The following is a 20,790-nucleotide window of genomic DNA, read 5'->3' as shown; positions in this document are numbered from 1 at the left end:
CGAGCACACTCGGGGGATTTCTCAGTCGGCATCGACGTGTTCAGGAGGCGGTGGGTTGCGTACATCGAGCGCATCTTCGAGGAGCATTTCGAGGGCATGCCCGACGACCGGTGTCGGCATGGGCCGCCAGACCGCCTCTGCCACCAGTCGCCTGATGACCGGCCCGTCCAGCCGCATCGGTGGCCCCTCACCGGTAACCAGGGTCAGGCCCTTGTCGTTGAGTTCAAGGTGGCCGAGGCTGCTGATGATGGCGGCGATTTCTTCCGCTTCCATCCGGCGGTTCATGCTTCGACCAGCAGCTTCTCGACGGTCTTCGCTGCGCCCTCATCGTCCCCGCAGAGTTCACGGATGGCGATAGTCAGAACCGGGTACAGTTTCGCGTTCTCGCGCGCTGCCGCAATGTGGCGGGAAACTGCCTGCTGAGAGATGCGCAACGTCTTGGCGACCTGTTCTTGCGTGTTCATCTCCGGCAGCGCGTTGTCCTTGTGGAGGTTCGCGTATGCGAGGATGACCTGCACCTGTCGCTCGGTGAGGACGCCTGAGGCAACCTGCGTGAAGGCTTCGCGGAGGTCACGGATGCGGGCGCGTTCGTCAGCTTCGACTTCCTCCAAGGTGCGGGTATCAGGGGTCGGCGCGGCGAACTCCCACCCGTCTGCGCTGAGGGCCTCAATGGAACTGGCACGCGTGCCATACATCGGGTCGTTGCGCATGCGCTTTTTTCCGGCGAGACCAGCGGTGCGGACCTCGTCACTGCGGGCGACGCCGTACGAGTACTGCGCAAGGCCGGTGCGCCACTTCTCGAGGAAGTAGGCAACACCGGCAGGGCTAACGATGATGTTGCGCGCCTCGTAGTAACCCACTTCAGCATCGGGGAGGAAGCGCGTGGCTGTCTCCAGAATCGGGGCGATGCGGCGCTCCACTTCACGGATGAGCCTGTTCTTGCCAGGGTCTGCGTCGAGACGCTCCATGAGTTCGCGGTCGGTGATTTCGGAGAGGGGAGTGAATGTTGTCATGCCCTCTACTGCGGCGGCCCAGGACGCAACTCATACGCGCACACGAAAATGCCCCCAGGCGGTCACCTGGGGACATCAGTGTTCGGCCGTCAGAAGGGTTCGGTGTTCTCCCGCTCAGCAAGGATGGCTTGCAGGTTTGCGGCGTGTGCTGCGGCGTCTTTCTCGCTCCAGAACATCGTGACGTGTCGTTCGAGCAGCCCGAGCTGTGGGTCCACGGCGATGATTTCGACCCGCGCCTCGTCGAGCATCCAGGCTGCGCGGCTCAGCGCATCCTCCACGAACTCGGCGTCCTCGCGGACAACGATGATGATGCGCTCAGGCCCGCGTCCACCGCGCGCCTTCGCTGTCTCGACGACGCGCGCCGCGTCGTTGATGATTGCATCGCTCGTCCACGCTTCGCCCAGCGTGTGGCGTGCGCGCAAGCCTCGGTCAGGTACGGCGTTCAGCATCCGCGTCGCAGCGCGGTGCATGGGGCGGACGCCGGGTTCAGCGAGGATGACGGTCATGGCCGGTCGCAACGCAGAGTGCAGCATTACGAGTCGCCGCTCCCAGCCGTTCACCGCTCGACACTGCTCGATGGCGCGCTGTTCCCAACCGCCTGCTTCTTCGAGGACTAGCTCTTCGAAGAACCCAAGCTCGCAGACGGGCGTGAAGATGGCGTCGGCCGCAACCATCAACAACGTACTGGTGGTGAGCGGTCGGCGTTCGCGCGCTTCGGTATCCCAGGGGACTCCCCCGAGGTCGTGGAGCAAGATGCCCGCTTCGCGGCTGAGGCCGATGCCGATGCGCGCCAAGTCCCAGTGGCGAGGGTCGGCGCGCAGCTCGATGCGCTCCGCGCCCCGCTCGCGCAGCCATAGCGCGGCTTCAGCGAGCGTCTGCGGCGTGAAGCTCTCGCCGACGCTGCACTGCCCGTCGGTACCAAAGGCTTCGATGCCTTCCGCTACAACAGCGGCGACCTTGGCGTCCACCTTGACGGCGGGAAGGAGGACAACGGCACTCGCGTGGGTTGCCGATGTCTCCCAGTCCATCTGGGTCATCTCATCCACGATGATGATGAGGCCGTCAGGCATAGAAGTCCCCTCTCAGCATGGCGGCGACGGCGTTCACGGCACGCGGTGGCAGGCTCAGGACTCCCCCGGTAGTCATCTTCTTCCTGTAGGTGGGCAGAGCACGGTGCTTGTTGTTCGGGGTGAGCACGAACGCGGCTCGGTGATGCTGCTGCTCCACGGTGCCACGCAGCGAGCCTCGGAAGACCACCAGTTCCTTGGTGCGCCAAAAGGTGATGTCCTCGGAGCGTTCCCCCTCAGGTCGCCAGACGCCGACACGGTATCCGGCCTCTTGGAGCGCTTCCACCTCGGCCATCGCCTCGGTGTTGAAGATGACGCCGCCCTGTTCCCCGAGCTGGCCGTGCGCGGTGAGCGCGGCAATGCGGTGGAGCTGGCGCGGCTGCCACTCTGCGAGGGGCCGAGCCGCGAGGGCGATGACGGTGCTCTCGATGATGACCAGACCAGTCAGACCGGCATCGCCTCCTTCTTGCCGTGGACCTTCTCGCGGGTCGCCCTGGCATCACGGATGGCGCGCCACACGGTGCGCTCGGACACGTTGAGGGTCTCGGCGATGTCGATGGGCCGCTCCCCCGCCTGCTCGTACAGACTGAGTGCTTGCTTCTTCTGGCGCGGGGTGAGAGATGGCTTGCGTCCACCGACGCGGCCAGCACGCCGAGCGGCCGCAAGGCCAGCGAGGGTGCGTTCGCGCGTCAGCTCGGCTTCCATCTCGAAGACAACGGCGAGGATGCCGATGAAGGCGCGGCCGGTGGGCGTGGACGAGTCGAGCGCTTCGGTGACCGAGCGGAGGATGACGCCGCGTCCGCCCTGCTCGACGGGGCGGGTGAGGTCTTGCACGAGGCGGATGACCTCTGCGCTGGACCGGCCGAGGCGCGACAGGGAGTAGACCACCAACTCATCTCCGGCGCGGAGTGCGTTGAGGCAGGCATCGAGTCCTTCGCGCTGCATGACTCGGCCAGACACGCCCTCATCGACGAACTCCCGCTCCGGCTTCTCACCGAGCGCCTTCTCGATGGCGAGCCTCTGCGAGGCGATGGACTGGTCGGCTGTGGATACGCGGAGGTAGGCCATGCGCATCAGAGGCTCTCCTCCCCGAGTCGCAGAACAGGAACCCGCAGCGCAGCCGGATGACCGCCGTCGCGGTACTCGGGGAGGACGACCACGTCGGCATCCTTCACCAGTGAGTCGAGCGGAGTGCGGCCGATGGCGAAGCCCTGCTCCCGGAACCACTCGGCTGCGTGGGCCTGTCCGGCGGGCAGGTAGATGACCACGTCCTTGGTCTCCCGGAGGCGGCGGAGCTGGTCAAGCGCGGCGGGCGCGTAGTGGACGCCGTCCTCCTCCACGGTCTCGGCGAGCATCGGCAGCGCTGCGGGCAGCGTCAGGTGACCTCGCGCCGCGACGGCGACGGTGGTCGAGTCGATGAGCATTCTGGTGCTCTGCATCCCCTGCCTCTTTCCTTCGTTCCTGGCTGGATTTCGTCGAGCCGGTTCCGTGCCGCCGCTGCGTCTGACGTTTACCGCCGCCACAAAGAGCTGGCTAAACCGTCCGTCTGTGGCTGAGTTGACTATGTACCGTTTTACACGCAAAGCGGTACATAGTCAATCAGCCGATAGTCTTGCTTCATGGCACGGACTGCGCTGGATGAGGGCGAGTGGGGAGCTATTTCCACCCACCAGGCCCCAGATGGACGTTGGGCTGCGCAGGCACGACTGCATGACCCTGTTCGCAAGAAGGTGGTGCAGGTCCGTCGCTTCGGAGAGTCGCCTGAGCACGCCGAGGAAGTACTGACGGCCGAACTGATGAAGCGCTCGGCGGCAGTGCCGCTCACGCAGCCCGAAGACGCTTCGACGTTTGGCGATGTCCTGGCGTGGTGGTGGACGGAGGCAAGGCCTCGACACAACTGGTCAGAGACGACCAACGAGTCGATGGCATACGCGCGAAAGCAACTTGAACGCTACGCCGACCGGCCGTGGTCCCACCCCGACGATGCTTACGCGCTGGCTGAAGAACTCGACGACAACAGCCGCACCACGCAGTTGGCGGTGCGGCTGTTGTGGCACGTTGCGCGGGACGTTCAGAACGCTGTGCCGTCCTGAGCGCCATTCAAGATAGCCACGTTGCCACCTCGTGGTCCGTCAACCCCAGACGCCGAAACATTGCGGCGTAGTCGGCCCCTTGTCCGGCCAGTTCGAGTGCAAGACGCTTGCGCTGCGTTACGGCTGCGGTCATCCGTCGATGCGGGTTGAACACATGAGACTTGAGCGGGGTGTGCTGACCCTCCGGGTTCACCACGAAAAAAGCGCCGTCCTTCCGGACCAATACAGCGAGCAACGCACCGCCGACAACGTTCGAGTACTGCTGCGCCGCGCGCGCTTTGGCGCGGACAATGGGCAGGTCCGCTGAATCAGCATCGACCACCTCAACCATGAACAACTCGCGGCCGTCCAGCTGTCTGGCGGTGGTTCCCTGGTACCGGAGCATGCCCATGAACGTCGGCACCCATTCGGTAACGCGCAGTTGTCCGTCCTTCACGAAGCTCACCGGGATGGCGAAGGCGTCGTCCAGGAGGCTGTTGTATTCGTACCAGGCGTCTGCCAGCAGATGTTCAATCTCATACATAGGGCAGACCTCCCGCCCGAGGTAGTCATGGAACGATTCGTCCCAGTGCTCTCCCGTCGCGTGATGCAGGTTGTGTCGGTCGAACCCTCTCGCGTCGAGACCGTCATTTTCGGGCCGCGCGATATCGAAGAATCCACGCGACTCGTGGAAGACGCGAAGCTCACTCTGTTCGGTGGTGGCTTCTGATGCACTGCGCTCATCAAATACCCTCAGGTCTTCCAGGGTGGCCGGCCGCTGATTCCCTTAGGGGAACAGTGCGTGCTTACCATCGGCGCTCTTATACATGCGGTCCATGAGGAGTTCCTATCTTCACTAGTAGCGCCGCAGGCTGTTGCCTCATGAGACCCAGGTCGGGTGGCGGCTGGCGGTTGTCGGGCTGGTTGCCCGACACCTCATGCAGAGGTGCTTTCACTAGGAGTGGGAGGTCTGTGTCGCTCGCCCAGTGCTGAATCAGCCGGACGAGCGACACGCGTCGCGCTAGACGCGGACGAGTCCCCCTCGTTGCCCCGCTGCGTATGCATCAGCGATTCGAGCGAACGATTCGTCGATGAAGTCGCTGTCGTAGCCCTCAGCGACCAGTCGGTCGCGGACGCTGGACGCGCTCGGCAGACGCTGCGCGATGGCATCCATCTCTTCAGGAGTGACGACGAGGCGGGCAATGGGGTGCGAGCTACTCAAGACCGCATCGACCTCGTCGGGGTTGTTGCCCTGAGCCACGAGGCGACGGCGGGCGCGAGCCTTCTCCCAACGCGGCTTACTACGGAGCACATCGTCGCCGTACTCATCGCATACGGACGTGATAATGCTGACATCGTCAATCCGTCGTGCAGCGGCAGGGACCAGCTTGCTCTCAATCTCGCGCTCTGCCTCGCCCTCCGACATTCCCTCGGCCATGAGGGCGGCGCGGACCGGCAGCGCCAGGTGTCCCATCTGCCGGTTCTGCTGGTTGATTGCGAAGAACTCACGAACCAGCTGGACGAAACCCCGGCGGCGGAATGGCACACGAACGTTGAAGAGACTCTCGATGCATTCATCGACTGCCTCGACTACTTCGTTCTCCCAGTCCGACACGAGGTTCTGGATGAACCATTCGCGGGCGTCCTGAGTAACGGCAGTGCTGTTGTTGCGGGTGTTGCTGTTCGTAGCCATGTGGCTACTCCTCTCTGATAGAGGTCGCAGGCTGGTGCCTCATGAGACCCGGTGTTGGGTGGCGACTTGGCGGTTGTCAGGCTGATTGCCCGACACCTCATGCAGAGGTGCTTTCCACCAGAGAGTGCTGTTGAGTTGTTATTTGACACAGTACCGGTTCGGCGGTACAAAGTCAAGCCGAAACTCAAAGATATTTGTCAGTGCTTTGAAAACTCCAGGACACGCTTGGTTTCTGAGAGCAGGAGGTCAAGCGCTGTGAGTGTCGCGGCGTAGTTCCGGATGGCATCCTGACGCGGATTCACCCCTGGCACGTCCACGTTGATGTCGGCACCGGCAACGCGGACGCCGCTTCCCCGATAGAGGAGAATCTGGTCCCAGGCCTGCGAGTAGTGACTGTCCGACGAGAGGCGGTACCAGGCTGCGACAACGTCCTCGTCGAATAGTGAGCGCGCACGGTCGGCACGGCCCGGCAGCGGCTTCTTCGCGCGCTCACGGGCTACTGCTCTCGCCTTGTCGTTGCGGATGCCGACCGTACTCCGAGCCACGTACCTCTGGACCAGCTTCTTCTTCACGTCATCGAGGTCAAAGTCGGCGGGGAGCTGCGGGTCGCCCTTGATGCTGTCCAGGTCGTCGATGAGGAGCTGCGCGAGACGTATGAACCGCTCCGCGTCGTCCACCTTGCTGTCGAGTACCCAGCACACGCTCAGCGCGTTCTCCATGATGGCGCGCTGATGAGGTGCCATCGACGTGTATGGCGGTCCGCCGGGATGCGACGCGATGATGCACAGCGTGTGCGCGTGCGCGGAGGCGTGGTCGAGCCGACCGGTGAGGAACGCGCTAAACAGTCCAGCCCCATCCTCTTTGCCCGCCCGCAGTTTCTTGTTCGCCTTCGCCACCAAGCAACCCTCGTGCGGGTCTCGCGCGTAGTGAGCAAGGACGGTGAGCGCTCGCGCCTTCTCCAGTAGCTCACGGATGGAGTCGGTCTGCCCAGCCGCTTCGATATCGTTCACATGTTTGGGCCGATATCCGGCGGGAAGGTACTGGTTGGTCACCTCCCGAGCGTATCGAGCGAAATCCCCACGGGTAGCGTTGAAGTATGAGTGGACGACGAGCCAAGGCAGAACGGCGAGCAGCACGGCTGACGCCGTTGCAGGAGCAAGCAGCGCGCATCATCGCGACGGCTGACCGGATGCTCGCCTTGGACCTGTCGTACATCCCGGCGGCGTACGACTCGCAGTTCATCATCGGCTGGATGCGCGCGGCCTACGAGCAATCGAAGGTGATTGCCACGCTGACCACACAGGGGCTGGCGCACGCGGCTGCGCCGAACCGTCGTGCCTTCGTCGAGATTGCGTTCCGGCTGTTGTGGCTTCGCACCTTGGATGTGGAGAAACGCGGTCCTGTGCTCGAAGCGATGGTTGCGAACGAGAAACGTCTGACCAAGAACTTCTTCAAGACCGCGAAGGAGATGGGCTATGAGTACGAGTTCGACCTGAGCGCGATGGATGAGGTCGTCGCTGAGATGACGGCGGACAAGATGCTCAATGAGCAGGTTCAGGTGCTGACGAAGGCAGCGAAGGCCACCCCCATCACGCTGGGTCTCTTCACGGCTTGGCGTGAGGAGACTCAGTACACGCACGCGACGGGCCACCTGGCAGTCGCCTACGCGCCGAAGACGGACGATGACCGGGTTGGTCGGGACCAGCCACCGACTCAGCATGGTGACCTCGACACGCATCACATGGTGACGTTCCTGGTGGGAACGCTGGTCGCTGAGCTGCTGAAGGATGCGGGCCTGTCACAGAAGGCGGTCGAGCCGATTCTGTTCACCGCCTGGAACGCGGTCTGATTCAGAGCGCGGCGGCACGAGCTGCGGCCAGCGCCACCCTCCTCCGGTCCGAGACGGAACGGGCGAACGCATCCGTTCTGCCGTCAAGGTTGAGGGCGAGGGTCGCGTCCGCGAGCAACTCATCCTCTGACTTCCACGGTTCGGGGTCTACCGCCCATGCAACGCGGGCGTTCTCGATGAGCCAGCGGCTGATGAGGGCTTCACCCTGGGCACCGTAGTGTTCGCGTCCCCCGTGCACGCCAAGGGTGAGGCCGAGTTCGTCAGTGAGGAGAACGCCGAGGGTGCGCCGGAGCGTGGACTGTGAGGCGTTCTTGGTGGCGTGCGTGACCAACCGCTTGCGCAGGTTCCCGTTGGACACACGCCCCGCGGCGCTTGGCTTCCGGGGCGAGATACCCACGTATAGGAGCTGATGTCCGTCCTGTTCCTGGTACGGCGCTTCGGGAACGTCCAGCGCACCCTTTCGCATCCACCAGCCGTAGATACCGGGGCTAGCGGGCGCGCCACTAACGTCGGCAGCCGAGTGCAGCGTGAGCGGGTTGAGAATGCGCTCAGCGGTGAGCGAGTGGTCGGGCATGATGCCCACGATATCGAGGGGACAGCGCACGCACTCCACTAGCGTTGCGTAGAGTCTCACGCATGGACTTCGGTGAGGCAGCGGCCGCCATCACGGCGGCTCTGGTCAGTGGTATCGAGTTCGAGGCCGTCACCATCGCAGCGGATGGGTCGGTGACTGCTCCTCCGCCGCATGATGCGCTCGTCGCGCCAGAGCATCGAGCTGGCGCTGAGCGCATCGCCACAGGACTACGGATGCTCACGTCGCAACTCCGCCCAGCGGATGAGTCGGCGACCGTCACACGCGCCGAGCTAATGGCTTGGTTCGAGGGCCGGGATGGCCTGGAGGAGGCTACGCCCCGTTGCGGGGAGTGTCTGGTACCGCTGGAGCTGCATCAGACCGCCGAGGCGTGGGTTTGCCCGAGCTGTGGAACAGCGAGCGTGAGCTAGCCCTGCTGCTCTGCCTGTGTCGGTGGCTGGAAGTCCTGCCAACGGTTTCTCTCCGAGGAGTACACCGAGATGCTCGGCCCGTCACCGCGACCTGCGTAGCTGATGCGGTAATCGACCTGGTCGCCGTTGGTTCGCCGGAACGTGAGAATCCACGGCACTCCGGTGAGCTTCCCCTTCGAGTTGTACTTCCTGTAAGCGCCCAGGAGGTTGGCGACTGTCCACCTCGTGGGCGCAGGCTTTGGGAACCAGTTCACGAGGTCGGCGATGACGTACAGGGGTACGGCTGACGGGTACCGGTACTCGCCGTCACCTTCGACCTTCACGATGTCGCCAGCGTCAGTCGCCGACTCTGATGGCGATGACTCATCCGAGGTGTCGTTCACGTCGGTCTCAGGCTGTACTTCAGGACGAAGCTCTTCGAGCTTCTGGAGAATCATGTCCTTCGTTGCCTGCTCGGTCTCCTGGTCAGCCAAGCGTCGTGACCGCTGTAGCTGCTCCACGATGTTGTGCGCCTTCTTCGAGTGGTCGGCAGCATCCTTCGCATGCGCGGAAATCTGGTTCAGCATCAGGTCTGCCCGCTGACTGTCCTGTACGGACTGGTCGGCCTGGACCCGGAAGATTGAGAGCGCGATACCCGCACCGACGATGGTGACGCCCAGTCCAGCGAGGCCGACGCCGTTCCACAGGCTGTCACCGCCAAACATCGCGACGACTACGCCTGTGATGAACGCAAGGCCACCGAACCCGTAGAGGATGGCCTCGATGACTCGGAACATCTTGCTCCGACGAGCGCGGACGTTCATGAAGATACGGACGAGCCGGAGGTCGATATCTCCGGTGGCGGGGCGCGTGTCGGTCACGCCCTGACACTATCGGTTCCGCAAGACGCGGTCAGCCGAACGTCGCCCTGGCAAAGTCGTCGGGAAGGCCAGTTACCTGACGCACCTCTGCGGGGTCTATTGCACCGAAGGGCGCGAACCGCGTGATTTCCGCCATGGTCAGGTCGCCGGTGAACAGTCGCAACGCCTCCGGCTTCACGCCAGACTGGCTGAGTGCTGCCGCGACCTCATCGGGCATCCACCGCGTCTCCCAGAGTGGCAACGGCGGGTGGGGGTCGGTGCGGGGGTCGAAGCGAATGATGCCGTCCTCCCCCGTCCGGTCTGCCTTCCAGGCGGCGTATGCGCTCTGCGCGGCTTTCTTGGCGTCTTCCGCCTCCTGACGCTTCGCCTCCCGTGCATCGTCGGCGCGCTCAGACTCCATGGCGCGGTAGGCCTTCACGCTCTCCTCACCGAGCGCTGTCAGCGCGTCACGACTGTCCTCGGCCTTCAGATGCAGATACAACTCGGTCGTGGCCTGGTCCATGTGCCCGACGATGCGGCGGACGAGCGCTTCGTTCATCCCAGCCAGCGCCATGCGAGTGATGGCGATGTGCCTTGCACCGTGTGGTGAGAACTCAGCGTTGATGCCCTTTTCACGTAGCTTCGTGAGGATGTCCGCCAGCGCCTTGGAGTCGGTCTGCTGCCGCCGGGGAGCACCGTTCGGCATCGTGAAGACGAGGTCCGCAAGGTCAGGGCGCTCGGTTGCGTGGCGCGCCCACGCCTGCGGGTTCGCATCACGCCACTCGTCCTGTCGCGCGCGTTGCTCACGGAGCAGAGTGATGAGCGGTTCGGCGAGCGGGATGACGCGCACGCGGCTGCTCTTCGTTGTTTCTTCCAAGTAGATGCGCCCCTTACCGGCTTCAGCATCAGCGCCTTCGGGCCAGAGCGTGCACTTCGCCGAGGACTTGCCGCAGGTCCAGCGCTTCCCGTCCGCTAGGCGCTGGCACGCCGGGGCGTGCGTGGCAGGCTTCCATTTGAGCTGGCGCTTCACCCGGAGGAACGGCCGCTCGTCGTCGAGCACTCCTGTGATGGCGCTCCAGCAGAGACCTAGCGCCTCGCCGGGTCGAAGGCCAAGCTCGAAGGAGACCATCCAGCGGGCTTCCTCCTGCGTCCCCGCTACCTCGGCGCGGAACGCACTGACCAGCCCTACAGGTGCTTCCACCTTGCGCTGTTGCGGCTTCGCCCCGCGCCACTTGATGCGCGCCATCGGGTGTGCGACGAGCTTGCCCTCAGTCAGCGCGTCCTCCAGCACCGCGCTCAGAGTCTTGCGGACGCCCGCAATCATGTGCGCGCCCAGACCTTTGCGGGGGAGTGTGACCTCGACAAGCGTCTTGATTTCGACGGGAGTGATTTCGCGCAGTGCCTTGGAGCCGAGCGCGGGGAGCGCATGCATCTCCATCCGCCGCCGCGTGGAGTCCAGCCCGTCGGCGGTCTTGTACCTCTCACTGCTCATCGCAGCGGGAAGCCAGTTCTCGCGGTAGTAGGCGTTGAGCGTCAGCTCGCGCAGCTCGCGGGGGAGTAGCCGCTCTTCTGCCGCAAGCTCGTAGAACCGGTCCATGTTCTTGCGGAGGTTCTTCTTGGCTGCGGTGACCGTCTCACCCTGGCCGCTGATGTACTTGGGCCGCCGGGTCGGGTTGCCTTCAGCGTCGATGGTCTGCACCAGCCCGACGTACCGCTTCGCCCGCCACACCGTCTTGCCTTTCACGAGCGTCTGGCTGAGGCCGCCGTCGCCGCGTTCGGCATAGTCCGCGTAGGGCTTGTGCACCCGGTCAACCGCCTCATCAGGCTGCGGCGTCGAGGTCATGTTGCCAGCATAGGTGTGAACCAGCGGCCCAATGTGAAAATCGGTCACACCGTGATTCTGAGCGGTCTAGGCGGTCACACCTATGGTCACACCTATCCACAGTGTTAACAATCCTGTTAAGAACTGTCAGATGGATGCAGAAAACCCCCGGTAATCCAAGGATTCCGGGGGTTCTAGTCAGCAGTTGAAAACTGCATCGTGGAGCCTAGGAGATTCGAACTCCTGACATCCTGCTTGCAAAGCAGGCGCTCTACCAACTGAGCTAAGGCCCCGTAAGGGATTTCTTGAGTTAAGGAGTGGGGCTACCAGGACTTGAACCTGGGACCTCTTCATTATCAGTGAAGCGCTCTAACCGCCTGAGCTATAGCCCCGTCAACCTCCAAGACTTTACCGGAGAAACACGGAAAATCCGAATCGAGGGGGAGCACCCGGGAGTGTCTTCCCCCTCGATCGTGTTCAACGGCCCGGTCGGATGGTCGCGGTGCCGGCCGAGAGCGAGACGTCGATCGTCCTCCGCGAGCTCGACGACTCATCCACCTCGGCGTTGAGCGTGCCCGCGCTGATGTCCTGCGAGATCGCGTAGGCGACATCGGGAACAGTCAGATCGAGGGTCCCTGCACTGACATCCAGGGCCGTCTGCGTCGGAGGTGTGCCCGTCAGCTCGACGGTGAGATCACCCGCGGAGACGCCGAGGTCGGCCTGGGTGACACCGTCGAGCAGGATGTCGGCACGGCCGGCGTTCATCTGCACGTCGAGCTCTTTCGCGGCTCCCTCGATGTCGAGCGCACCCGCATTCACGCTGACATCGAGGATCCCGAAGTCTCCGGCCACATCGAGACTGCCCGCATTGAGGTTCAGGTCGGCATCGAGACCCGCGTCGCGAAGACTCTCCGGGAGCGTGAGCACCGCGATCTCCTCCTCGCCGAACCAGCCGCCGATCCACCATCCGAAGACTCCCTGCGGGCTCCGCACGACCAGTTCGTCACCATCACGTTCGAATCGCCACGGGGTTCCGCGACCGTTCGTGATGGCGAGTGTGGCCTCGTCGACGTCGCCGAACTCGACCCGCATGCTGCTGGCGTCGGCGGAGAGATCGATGCTCTCCAGTCCCGCCACATCCACGCTCTGCACGGAGTCAGCACGGTTCGAGGTGACGATGGTGCCGGCGGCGGCCGCAGCCGCTGTTCCTCCGGCGCCGAGAAGTGCGAGGCCTCCGACCACCGCCGTCACGATCATGACCGCGGTCGCACCGGAGGAGCGCCCGGCGGGAGGCGGGGTCGGTGCCGCGTGCGGGGCATCCGGCTGCGCGACGGAGGCGGGCGGCGGGGTGAGTGGCGTGTGTCCGCCCTGGTCCCCGTTGTTGTCGGTGGTCATCGTGCCACTCCTGTCTGGCCGGTCGGCGGCGTACTGCCACCGGAGTTCTCGATGTGGGCGAGAGCGGCGAGCACACGGCGGTTGCCCGACTCGTCCTGTTCGAAGCCCAGTTTCTGGAAGATGGAGGTGATGTGCTTCTCGACGCTGGCTTCGGAGAGGAACAGCAGTCCGGCGATCGCCTGATTCGACTTGCCCTCGGCGATCAGGGCGAGCACGGTGCGCTCACGCTCGGTGAGCCGCAGCATCCGATCATCGCGGTTTCGTCGTGTCAGAAGCTGCGCGACGACCTCGGGGTCGAGCACCGTGGCTCCTTCGGAGATCCGCCGCACGGAGGCGAGGAACTCCGAGACGTCGGCGACCCGATCCTTCAACAGGTAGCCGAGAGGGCCACCCTGCGCCGCGATCAGATCGGAGGCGTAACGCTCCTCGACGTACTGGGAGAGCACCAGGATCGCGAGCGACGGGTGGGTCGAGCGCAGACCGAGTGCGGCCCGGATCCCCTCGTCTGTGAAGGTCGGCGGGAGACGCACATCCAGGATGCACAGATCGGGTGCCTCCGTGACGACGGCCTGGTCGAGACCCTCGGTGTCGGGAAGAGCGGCGACCACCTGGTGACCGGCGTCTTCGAGCAGACGGACCAGGCCTTCGCGCAGCAGGACCGAGTCCTCGCAGATCAGGATGCGCACGGGACACTCACCTCCAGGCTGGTCGGGCCGCCCTGCGGACTGTCGAGGCGGAAGGTACCGCCGGCGGCGAGGATGCGGTTCGCGATCCCGTCGAGTCCACCGCCCGGCTGCACCTGCGCGCCTCCGATGCCGTTGTCCTCGACCCGCGCCCAGAGCGTGTTGCCGTCGCGCAGTCGCACGACCACACGGGCTTCACTGGCTCGGGAGTGCTTCGCCGCGTTGGTCAGGGACTCTGCGATCGAGAAGTACACGGCGGCCTCGGCCTCGCGACTGCACCGACCGTCCATGCGCACGTCGAGGTGCACGGGGATGTGGGAGCGTCCCGCGAGTGCCGACAGGGCGGCGTCCAGGCCGCGGTCGTCCAGCACGGAGGCATGGATGCCGCGTGCGAGCTGACGCAGCTCGGTGATGGCCGCCTTGGTCGAGGTGTGGGCCTCGTTGATCAGCTCCTTCGCGGCACCGGGATCGGTGTCGATCTTCTGCTGGGCGAGCCCGAGGGTCATGCCCACCGAGACGAGACGGGGCTGGACGCCGTCGTGCAGATCACGCTCGATGCGAGTGCGCTCGACATCGGCGGCGCGCACGGCCCCCTCGCGCTGGGCCGTCGAGGTGCGGACACGCTCGGTGAGCTCGGTCTCTCTGCTGCGGATCACGATCGCGAGCGACAGGGTGCGATGCAGCAGCGCGAGGCCGATGATCCCGACGACGCAGGCTGCGATGCCCAGGATTCCGACGAGCGGGGCCCACTCGGCCGGAATACCCCCGCCGCCGAACGGCCCCATCACGGAGTCGACTCCGGTGAGCGGTGCGAACGAGATGACGATCGACCAGATCAGGCCCCAGAACAGCCGGAGCACGACCCACCCGAGCACCGCGGAGATGGCGAAGTTGGCGACGGCACGCCACATGCGTCCGTCGATGGCCTGACGACCGAGGGCCCGCAGCCATCCGACGAAGCCGGGACGGTCGCGTGGCTGCAGGCGCAGGGGGCCGACCGGTGTCCGATACAGCGAACTCACGCGAGCGATCTCGAACCAGCCGAGGCCGTAGAGGGCGTAGACCAATCCGACGAGCAGGACCAGACCGATACCGGCGACGAAGAGGAGTCCGAGTCCGGTGCCGAGCAGGCCTCCGAGCGTGCCGAAGATGGCACCGCCGAGGACGCCGACTCCTGCCAGATGCAGGATCGTGAGGAAGATGCGCAACGGCGGCTTCACCGCTGTCGCGGGAGCCGGGGTCGCAGTCTGAGTGGTCATGGTTCCAAGGTACGGGCGGTGGGGGAGACCACGACAGCGAGCCAACCGGACACTCCGATTCGGGTTTTCCGTAAGAGTCCCGGTGGTCGTCACGACCAGACCACGAAGGGTCTGCTTCACTGAGGGCATGAGTACGCATGAAGGGGAACCGCACGGCACCGGTCTCGGTCAGCGGCTGAACTGGCTGCGCGCAGGAGTGCTCGGAGCGAACGACGGCATCGTCTCGGTCGCCTCACTCGTCGTCGGGGTGGCCGGCGCCACGACCGACAACGCCGCACTTCTCACCGCAGGAATCGCCGGCCTCGTGGGTGGAGCGATCTCGATGGCACTCGGGGAGTATGTGTCGGTGAGCAGTCAGCGTGACAGCGAGAGGGCATTGATCGCGAAGGAGCGCGAAGAACTCCGCACGATGTCGGCCGTGGAGCTCGACGAACTCACCCAGCTCTATCGCGACCGCGGGCTCTCGCCGGAGACAGCGCGCCAGGTGGCCGAGGAGCTCACCGCGCATGACGCCCTGGCTGCGCACTTGGAGGTCGAGCTCGGCATCGACCAGGACGACCTGGTGAATCCCTGGCACGCGGCGCTCTCCTCCGCGGTGGCCTTCACTCTCGGAGCACTGCTGCCATTGCTGGCCATCCTGCTCCCGCCCCCGGAGTGGCGGGTCCCCGTCACCTTCGTGGCCGTCCTCCTGGCTCTGGCAGTGACGGGCACGCTGTCCGCGAGGATCGGAGGTTCGGCGCCGGTGCGCGCATCGATCCGACTGGTCGTCGGCGGCGGGCTCGCTCTGGCCGCGACCTGGCTCATCGGCACCCTTCTCGGCACCACGGGCGTCGTCTGACTGTTGTTCCGTGTGAGGTGCGGACCCGACCAGCCGTCGTCGACGATCAGAGAAGCCAGCGGGCGACGCCGTGTCTTAGATTAGGTTCGTGGCCAAGGTAAAGACTCGTCTTGCGACTGGGATCTTCTGGGCGACCGCGGCTGCGGTCGCGGTCGCGGTCGCACTTGCCACCTACTTCCTGTCCGTGCAGGTACTCACGGAAGCGAACAGGCGAGCCTTCGCCAATCGGCCTGAAGTAGAGAACTGGGCGCTCCCTCAAATGGGGACCGAAGGCCCTTCTCTGATCAACGCGCTTGGCGTAGTCGCCATCATCATCGCGGTTGCCGCGATCTTCTGGGGCATTCGCGGAGCGCGTCAGCCGCGGCATGCCTGAGCACCAGCGGACTGGGCGAATACCCCGCGCAATGCGCATCAGCCCGTCATGGCTGATGCTGTCCACAACTCGTACGCGCAATACACGGACCTCGGTCGCCGGCTGGATCACCCACGAGTTGACGGACCCAATCTAGGCCCTAGGAGCATGATGAACGACCAGCGCAGCGCACGATCGCAGCTCGGTGGCAACCTGGTGTGGGTGAGTCTCTTCGTCGCGACCGTGTCTGCGTTGGTCGTTCTGGCCCGGATACTTGAGGTCGCCGCCTGCTCCAAGCAATGCGATTACCCGATGTTGGAAACCGTCACCCGCGGATTCTGGATGTCCGCCTTGGTCATCTTCATCGTCACCACAGGCGCATACTTCTTCACAAGATCTCGACTCCGTTTGGCCTGGCTCCTCCCGGCGGCCGGCATCACGATCACGCTGAACGCCCTACTCGTTACGAATCTCGTGATGAACGGCGCGCTGAACGTCGGGTAGTCACCGATTCTTGCCTCGCTCGACTTCCGCTGATGCGGACTCGAGTGCGTGAACGAGCGTCTTTTTCGAGAGCAGTCGTCGTTCGTAGTCCGAGATGACGGTGACGGGTTCGAGGGTGAAGGGCCAGCTCGCGGTTCTGTGCAGTGATTGCTCACCGCGTCATGAGATCAGACAGTTCTTTAGCCGCACTGGAGCTTGTAATCACCGGAGCTGAGCTCAGCTTCCGCAGCGATGACATCCTTGGCCCCAGAGGCTTTGAAATACGAGACAACGCGGAACGTGTGCTGCCCGGTCCCATTGCATGCGTACTGGACACTTTTTTGCACCATGTTCCACGTGCCAAAACTCTCGAAGGCTTTAGTAACGGGAACCCAGAGCCACCCGTTATGCATGAAAACGATGGACCTGATGTACGTCTTGGTGACGGCTCCCCAACAACTAGAGATTGCTGGCTTCGCGCCCACTGAACCGGAGGGGAGCCCGTTTCCGGATGATCTCTTCCACATTTGTCCCACCGCAAAATTGCAGTTTCCTACTACCGTCGCTCTCGTGGTCGCACCCGGCGTCGATTCAGGAGCGCCGATGATCCAGCGATCATAATACCGAACCTGCGGTGGTGACGGTGTCTCATCTTTGAGTACCTATTTCTAGTCAACTAGAACTTCTGCTGGACACTCGAGCCGCTTGACGCGCGATAGGAGATTTGTAGCGTCTACTGCGAATAAAGAGCCCCATCTGTTCCTGCGACCCGATAAGGCACAGAGACGGGGGTAAGCAGAACGGAGAGTCCGCTATCAGCCGCATACTCTTCCTGGAATTCGTACGCGTCGCTTTCGACGTCAAAAACGCCGATGAAACCAGGGGTTTCCTCCAAGTACACGATCCACACCATCATAAATGAAATGTAGCACTTTCGACCTGGTGACCGTCCTCGGCTATCAGCGCTTTTGCCCCGCGTGACGATGCTGTCAAGAACTTCTTCGTCATGAGCTATCTCCCTGAGTAGCTGGAAGCTACAGCATCGCCGACCCGCAAGCTCCGTGTCTGTAGGACGTTCGGTCGACAGACAAAGCCCTGCCAACAGACTGAGATCTCTTGGCTGCTCCGTCCATCGATCGAAGTCAGCCTGATGCACTGGGCGCGGTCGCTGGCGGAACTTTGGAACCGTCCGTCGGCCGACCGACGTACCCGACCACCGTCGTCGGCGGTCGGAGAAGCCAGCCGGCGACGCCCTTCCGGCGTCAAAGGCGCGTTCATGTGAGTCACAAAGACCTCCGTGGACTCCGATGTGAGGGTGGTGGTAGCCACATCGCCCCGGAGGTCTTCGTCTACCTCAGCAGCTTCAACCTGTCGGGGAAGAACAACGAGCGATCCCGCGCCGAGGAACGACGAAGGGCGGGTGCCGCAGCACCCGCCCTTCGTGAATCCGCTCTGCGGCTCAGTTCGACATGAAACCGACGAGCAGTCCGCCGGTCACCTTCACCGCGAGGTTGTAGATTCCGGCGACCACGGCGCCGAGCACCGTGAAGACGATCAGGTTCAGGATCGCCACCACGGCGGCGAAGGCCATCACCTGCGGCAGCCCCACGACCTCCGACAGCACGAACGTGTTGTCGGTGATGCCGAGCAGGAAGCTCTCCGCCGTCGTCATGATCCCCGTCGCCTGGAACACCAGGAAGATGAGGAAGAACGAGACCATCGTGACGACCGCGAGGGCCACAGCCCCGAGGAATGAGAGCTTCACGGCCGACCAGAAGTCCACGTACACCAGTCGGAGGCGTACCTGCTTGCCGCTGGTCTTGCGGGTCGACTTCTTCGCCAGCTTGTCGGCCACTGTGCTCATGCGTCTGTATCCTCAGGGGTCTGGGTCGTCTCGGGGGCCTGGGTCTCTGCGTCCTCCGCATCGGCCTCTTCTTCGGCGAGGCCGCGCTCACCGTTACGGGCGATGGCGAGGATGCGGTCGGCCTCCGTCGTGCGGGCGAACACCACTCCCATGGTGTCTCGACCCTTGGCGGGGACCTCGGCCACGGCAGAGCGTACCACCTTGCCGCTGGACAGAACCACCAAGACCTCGTCGTCCTCGGACACGATCAGACCACCCGCGAGAGTGCCACGGTCGTCGTTGAGTTTGGCGACCTTGATGCCCGTTCCGCCGCGTCCCTGCACCCGGTACTCCTCCACGGCGGTGCGCTTCGCGTAGCCGCCGTCGGTGACGACGAAGACGAACTTCCCCGGTGCGGCGACGGATGCCGAGAGCAGACAGTCCTCGTCGATCTTGAACTTCATGCCGCGGACACCGGCCGTCGCCCGACCCATCGGACGCAAGGCCTCGTCGGTCGCTTCGAAGCGCACGGACATGCCACGACGGCTGATGAGGAGGATGTCGTCCTCGGCGTTCACCAGCAGCGCGCTGACGAGCTCGTCGTCCTCGTTCAGACGGATCGCGATGACGCCGCCCTGGCGGTTGGTGTCGTAGTTGTCGAGGCGGGTCTTCTTGACCAGACCCTCGCGCGTGGCGAGGACGAGGTAGTCCGCCACCTGGTAGTCGCGGATGTCGAGCACCTGGGCGATGTTCTCGTCGGGCTGCAGGGCGAGCAGGTTCGCGACATGCATGCCCTTCGCGTCGCGACCCGCTTCCGGCACCTCGTAGGTCTTCGCGCGATAGACACGGCCCTTGTCCGTGAAGAACAGCAGCCAATGGTGCGTGGTCGTCACGAAGAAGTGCTCGACGATGTCGTTCGCCCGCAGCTGGGCACCCTTGACGCCCTTGCCGCCGCGGTGCTGCGAACGGTAGTTGTCGCTGCGCGTGCGCTTGATGTAGCCCTCGCGCGTGACGGTGACCACCATCTCCTCTTCGGCGATGAGGTCTTCCATCGAGACGTCGCCGTCGAAGCCGTGCAGGATGTGGGTGCGGCGCTCGTCGCCGAACCGCTCGACGATGCCGGTCAGCTCTTCGCGGATGATCGTCCGCTGGCGACCCTCATCGGCCAGGATCGCCTTGTAGTCGGTGATCTGCGCCTCGAGCTCGTTCGCCTGATCGATGATCTTCTGACGCTCGAGGGCGGCCAGTCGACGCAGCTGCATCTGCAGGATCGCGTCGGCCTGGATCTCGTCGATGTCGAGGAGCTTCTGCAGGCCCTCGTTGGCATCGGCCGTGGTCTGCGAACGACGGATCAGCGCGATGACCTCGTCGAGGGCATCGAGCGCCTTCAGATACCCGCGCAGGATGTGCATGCGCTTCTCGGCCTCGCGCAGGCGGAACTCCGTGCGTCGCACGATCACGTCGATCTGGTGGGAGATCCAGTGCGTGATGAAGCCGTCGATCGCGAGCGTGCGCGGCACCCCGTCGACGATCGCGAGCATGTTCGCGCCGAAGTTCTCCTGCAGCTGAGTGTGCTTGTACAGGTTGTTCAACACGACCTTGGCGACCGCGTCGCGCTTGAGCACCACGACCAGGCGCTGACCCGTGCGGTCAGACGACTCGTCGCGGATGTCGGCGATGCCGGTGATCTTGCCGTCGCGGGCCAGGTCGCCGATCTTCACCGCCACGTTGTCGGGGTTGACCTGGTACGGCAGCTCGGTGATGACGAGGCAGGTGCGACCCTGGATCTCCTCCACGTTGACGACCGCGCGCATGGTGATCGAGCCGCGGCCGGTGCGGTATGCCTCGTGGATGCCCTTGTTGCCCAGGATCTGCGCGCCGGTCGGGAAGTCCGGGCCGGGGATGCGCTGGATCAGGCCTTCGAGCAGCTCCTCACGCGAGACGCCGGGGTTGTCGAGGGCCCACAGAGCGGCGTCGGACACCTCCCGCAGATTGTGCGGGGGGATGTTGGTGGCCATTCCGACCGCGATGCCGACCGAGCCGTTGACGAGCAGGTTCGGGAAGCGGGCGGGCAGGACCGTCGGCTCCTGCGTCTGACCGTCGTAGTTGTCCGTGAAGTCGACGGTTTCTTCTTCGATGTCGCGCACCATCTCGAGCGCGAGCGGAGCCATCTTGGTCTCGGTGTATCGCGGAGCAGCCGCACCCATGTTGCCGGGGGATCCGAAGTTGCCCTGCCCGAGGGCCAGCGGGTACCGCAGCGACCACGGCTGCACCAGCCGCACGAGGGCGTCGTAGATGGCCGAGTCACCGTGCGGGTGGTACTGGCCCATGACCTCGCCGACCACACGGGCGCACTTCGAGAACGACTTGTCGGGGCGGAATCCGCCGTCGTACATGCCGTAGATCACCCGGCGGTGCACGGGCTTGAGACCGTCGCGGACGTCGGGGAGCGCGCGGCCGACGATGACCGCCATGGCGTAGTCGAGGTAGCTGCGCTGCATCTCCGACTGCAGGTCGACCTGGTCGATCTTGCCGTGGTCGTGTTCCGGCTCGGTACGTTCTTCGTCAGTCATCAATCAA

The 20,790-nt window shown here is 64.3% G+C and carries 22 protein-coding genes, 2 tRNA genes and 1 pseudogene; 5 read left to right on the top strand and 20 right to left on the bottom strand.

Translation table 11 applies throughout. The annotated features are described in order from the left end of the window. Nucleotides 1-21: 21 nt before the first annotated feature. The 6 genes from RN51_RS08145 to RN51_RS08120 all read right to left on the bottom strand — a co-directional run bounded on the left by RN51_RS08145 (nucleotide 22) and on the right by RN51_RS08120 (nucleotide 3,519). Nucleotides 22-273, bottom strand: a complete 252-nt coding sequence (locus RN51_RS08145; RefSeq protein WP_197073210.1) for a hypothetical protein — start codon at nucleotides 271-273, stop codon at nucleotides 22-24. A gap of 8 nt (nucleotides 274-281) precedes the next feature. Further along, the gene (locus tag RN51_RS08140; protein WP_045263549.1) at nucleotides 282-1,013 is read right to left on the bottom strand and encodes a hypothetical protein; all 732 of its coding nucleotides are present in this window, start codon (nucleotides 1,011-1,013) and stop codon (nucleotides 282-284) included. An 89-nt stretch (nucleotides 1,014-1,102) separates the two neighbouring features. Continuing rightward, on the bottom strand, nucleotides 1,103-2,083 hold the full coding sequence (locus RN51_RS08135) for a hypothetical protein (RefSeq protein WP_045263548.1): 981 nt from the start codon (nucleotides 2,081-2,083) through the stop codon (nucleotides 1,103-1,105). Next, nucleotides 2,076-2,375: a hypothetical protein gene (locus RN51_RS08130; RefSeq protein ID WP_045263547.1), complete on the bottom strand. Its 300-nt coding sequence runs from the start codon at nucleotides 2,373-2,375 to the stop codon at nucleotides 2,076-2,078. The genes RN51_RS08135 and RN51_RS08130 overlap by 8 nt, the downstream gene beginning before the upstream one ends. A 149-nt stretch (nucleotides 2,376-2,524) precedes the next feature. Continuing rightward, nucleotides 2,525-3,154 (bottom strand): recombinase family protein, encoded by a 630-nt coding sequence (locus tag RN51_RS08125; RefSeq protein WP_045263546.1) that lies wholly within the window; start codon nucleotides 3,152-3,154, stop codon nucleotides 2,525-2,527. Continuing rightward, entirely contained in the window at nucleotides 3,154-3,519 is a 366-nt protein-coding gene (locus RN51_RS08120; protein ID WP_045263545.1) for a hypothetical protein, read from the bottom strand. Before RN51_RS08120 ends, RN51_RS08125 begins: the two co-directional genes overlap by 1 nt. 180 nt (nucleotides 3,520-3,699) lie before the next feature. Between RN51_RS08120 and RN51_RS08115 the strand changes: the two genes are divergently transcribed. Further along, the gene (locus tag RN51_RS08115) at nucleotides 3,700-4,173 is read left to right on the top strand and encodes a hypothetical protein (protein ID WP_156149135.1); all 474 of its coding nucleotides are present in this window, start codon (nucleotides 3,700-3,702) and stop codon (nucleotides 4,171-4,173) included. Nucleotides 4,174-4,180: 7 nt separating this feature from the next. Here the strand turns inward: RN51_RS08115 and RN51_RS08110 are convergent, their stop codons facing one another. The 3 genes from RN51_RS08110 to RN51_RS08100 form a co-directional block, all read right to left on the bottom strand. Next, nucleotides 4,181-4,696 carry a hypothetical protein gene (locus RN51_RS08110; protein WP_045263543.1) on the bottom strand — a complete coding sequence of 172 codons (516 nt, stop codon included), beginning with the start codon at nucleotides 4,694-4,696 and terminating at the stop codon, nucleotides 4,181-4,183. 477 nt (nucleotides 4,697-5,173) lie between these two features. Next, nucleotides 5,174-5,845, bottom strand: coding sequence for a hypothetical protein (locus tag RN51_RS08105; RefSeq protein WP_045263542.1), 672 nt, complete (start codon nucleotides 5,843-5,845; stop codon nucleotides 5,174-5,176). 197 nt (nucleotides 5,846-6,042) lie between these two features. Beyond that, entirely contained in the window at nucleotides 6,043-6,981 is a 939-nt protein-coding gene (locus RN51_RS08100) for a hypothetical protein (RefSeq protein WP_045263541.1), read from the bottom strand. Nucleotides 6,982-7,034: 53 nt separating this feature from the next. Between RN51_RS08100 and RN51_RS08095 the strand changes: the two genes are divergently transcribed. Then, the gene (locus RN51_RS08095; RefSeq protein ID WP_156149134.1) at nucleotides 7,035-7,694 is read left to right on the top strand and encodes a hypothetical protein; all 660 of its coding nucleotides are present in this window, start codon (nucleotides 7,035-7,037) and stop codon (nucleotides 7,692-7,694) included. 1 nt (nucleotide 7,695) lies between these two features. On the opposite strand, the gene RN51_RS08090 is transcribed toward RN51_RS08095, so the two are convergent. The 8 genes from RN51_RS08090 to RN51_RS08050 form a co-directional block, all read right to left on the bottom strand. Continuing rightward, nucleotides 7,696-8,268 carry a GIY-YIG nuclease family protein gene (locus RN51_RS08090; RefSeq protein ID WP_156149133.1) on the bottom strand — a complete coding sequence of 191 codons (573 nt, stop codon included), beginning with the start codon at nucleotides 8,266-8,268 and terminating at the stop codon, nucleotides 7,696-7,698. 424 nt (nucleotides 8,269-8,692) lie between these two features. After that, complete coding sequence (locus tag RN51_RS08080) at nucleotides 8,693-9,556, bottom strand: hypothetical protein (protein WP_045263538.1); 864 nt, start codon at nucleotides 9,554-9,556, stop codon at nucleotides 8,693-8,695. Between the two features lie 31 nt (nucleotides 9,557-9,587). Then, nucleotides 9,588-11,426: a tyrosine-type recombinase/integrase gene (locus RN51_RS08075; RefSeq protein ID WP_045263537.1), complete on the bottom strand. Its 1,839-nt coding sequence runs from the start codon at nucleotides 11,424-11,426 to the stop codon at nucleotides 9,588-9,590. A 151-nt stretch (nucleotides 11,427-11,577) separates the two neighbouring features. Then, nucleotides 11,578-11,650: transfer RNA gene (locus tag RN51_RS08070), tRNA-Ala, on the bottom strand. 25 nt (nucleotides 11,651-11,675) lie between these two features. Beyond that, nucleotides 11,676-11,749: transfer RNA gene (locus tag RN51_RS08065), tRNA-Ile, on the bottom strand. Between the two features lie 85 nt (nucleotides 11,750-11,834). Then, nucleotides 11,835-12,752, bottom strand: a complete 918-nt coding sequence (locus RN51_RS08060; RefSeq protein ID WP_045263536.1) for a hypothetical protein — start codon at nucleotides 12,750-12,752, stop codon at nucleotides 11,835-11,837. Next, on the bottom strand, nucleotides 12,749-13,438 hold the full coding sequence (locus RN51_RS08055; RefSeq protein WP_045263535.1) for a LuxR C-terminal-related transcriptional regulator: 690 nt from the start codon (nucleotides 13,436-13,438) through the stop codon (nucleotides 12,749-12,751). The genes RN51_RS08060 and RN51_RS08055 overlap by 4 nt, the downstream gene beginning before the upstream one ends. Further along, nucleotides 13,426-14,694 (bottom strand): sensor histidine kinase, encoded by a 1,269-nt coding sequence (locus RN51_RS08050; RefSeq protein ID WP_045263534.1) that lies wholly within the window; start codon nucleotides 14,692-14,694, stop codon nucleotides 13,426-13,428. Before RN51_RS08050 ends, RN51_RS08055 begins: the two co-directional genes overlap by 13 nt. Before the next feature lie 127 nt (nucleotides 14,695-14,821). Here RN51_RS08050 and RN51_RS08045 point away from each other — a divergent pair, with 127 nt between their 5' ends. The 3 genes from RN51_RS08045 (at nucleotide 14,822) to RN51_RS08035 (ending at nucleotide 16,388) form a co-directional block, all read left to right on the top strand. Beyond that, nucleotides 14,822-15,532: a VIT1/CCC1 transporter family protein gene (locus RN51_RS08045; protein WP_045263533.1), complete on the top strand. Its 711-nt coding sequence runs from the start codon at nucleotides 14,822-14,824 to the stop codon at nucleotides 15,530-15,532. 88 nt (nucleotides 15,533-15,620) lie between these two features. After that, nucleotides 15,621-15,905 carry a hypothetical protein gene (locus RN51_RS08040; RefSeq protein WP_045263532.1) on the top strand — a complete coding sequence of 95 codons (285 nt, stop codon included), beginning with the start codon at nucleotides 15,621-15,623 and terminating at the stop codon, nucleotides 15,903-15,905. Between the two features lie 147 nt (nucleotides 15,906-16,052). Next, nucleotides 16,053-16,388, top strand: coding sequence for a hypothetical protein (locus RN51_RS08035; protein WP_045263531.1), 336 nt, complete (start codon nucleotides 16,053-16,055; stop codon nucleotides 16,386-16,388). A gap of 1,152 nt (nucleotides 16,389-17,540) precedes the next feature. Here the strand turns inward: RN51_RS08035 and RN51_RS18680 are convergent. The 3 genes and pseudogenes from RN51_RS18680 to gyrA form a co-directional block, all read right to left on the bottom strand. Next, nucleotides 17,541-17,654 (bottom strand): annotated as a pseudogene (locus RN51_RS18680) (IS481 family transposase); the annotation flags it as partial. Nucleotides 17,655-17,826: 172 nt separating this feature from the next. Next, complete coding sequence (locus RN51_RS08020) at nucleotides 17,827-18,231, bottom strand: DUF3566 domain-containing protein (protein WP_017829919.1); 405 nt, start codon at nucleotides 18,229-18,231, stop codon at nucleotides 17,827-17,829. Beyond that, entirely contained in the window at nucleotides 18,228-20,783 is a 2,556-nt protein-coding gene (gene gyrA / locus RN51_RS08015) for a DNA gyrase subunit A (RefSeq protein WP_045263528.1), read from the bottom strand. The genes RN51_RS08020 and gyrA overlap by 4 nt, the downstream gene beginning before the upstream one ends. Nucleotides 20,784-20,790 lie beyond the last annotated feature (7 nt).

It is taken from the genome of Microbacterium oxydans, from assembly GCF_000956405.1.
Lineage (GTDB): Bacteria > Actinomycetota > Actinomycetes > Actinomycetales > Microbacteriaceae > Microbacterium > Microbacterium oxydans_C.
This window is presented reverse-complemented; position numbering and strand designations above follow the sequence as displayed.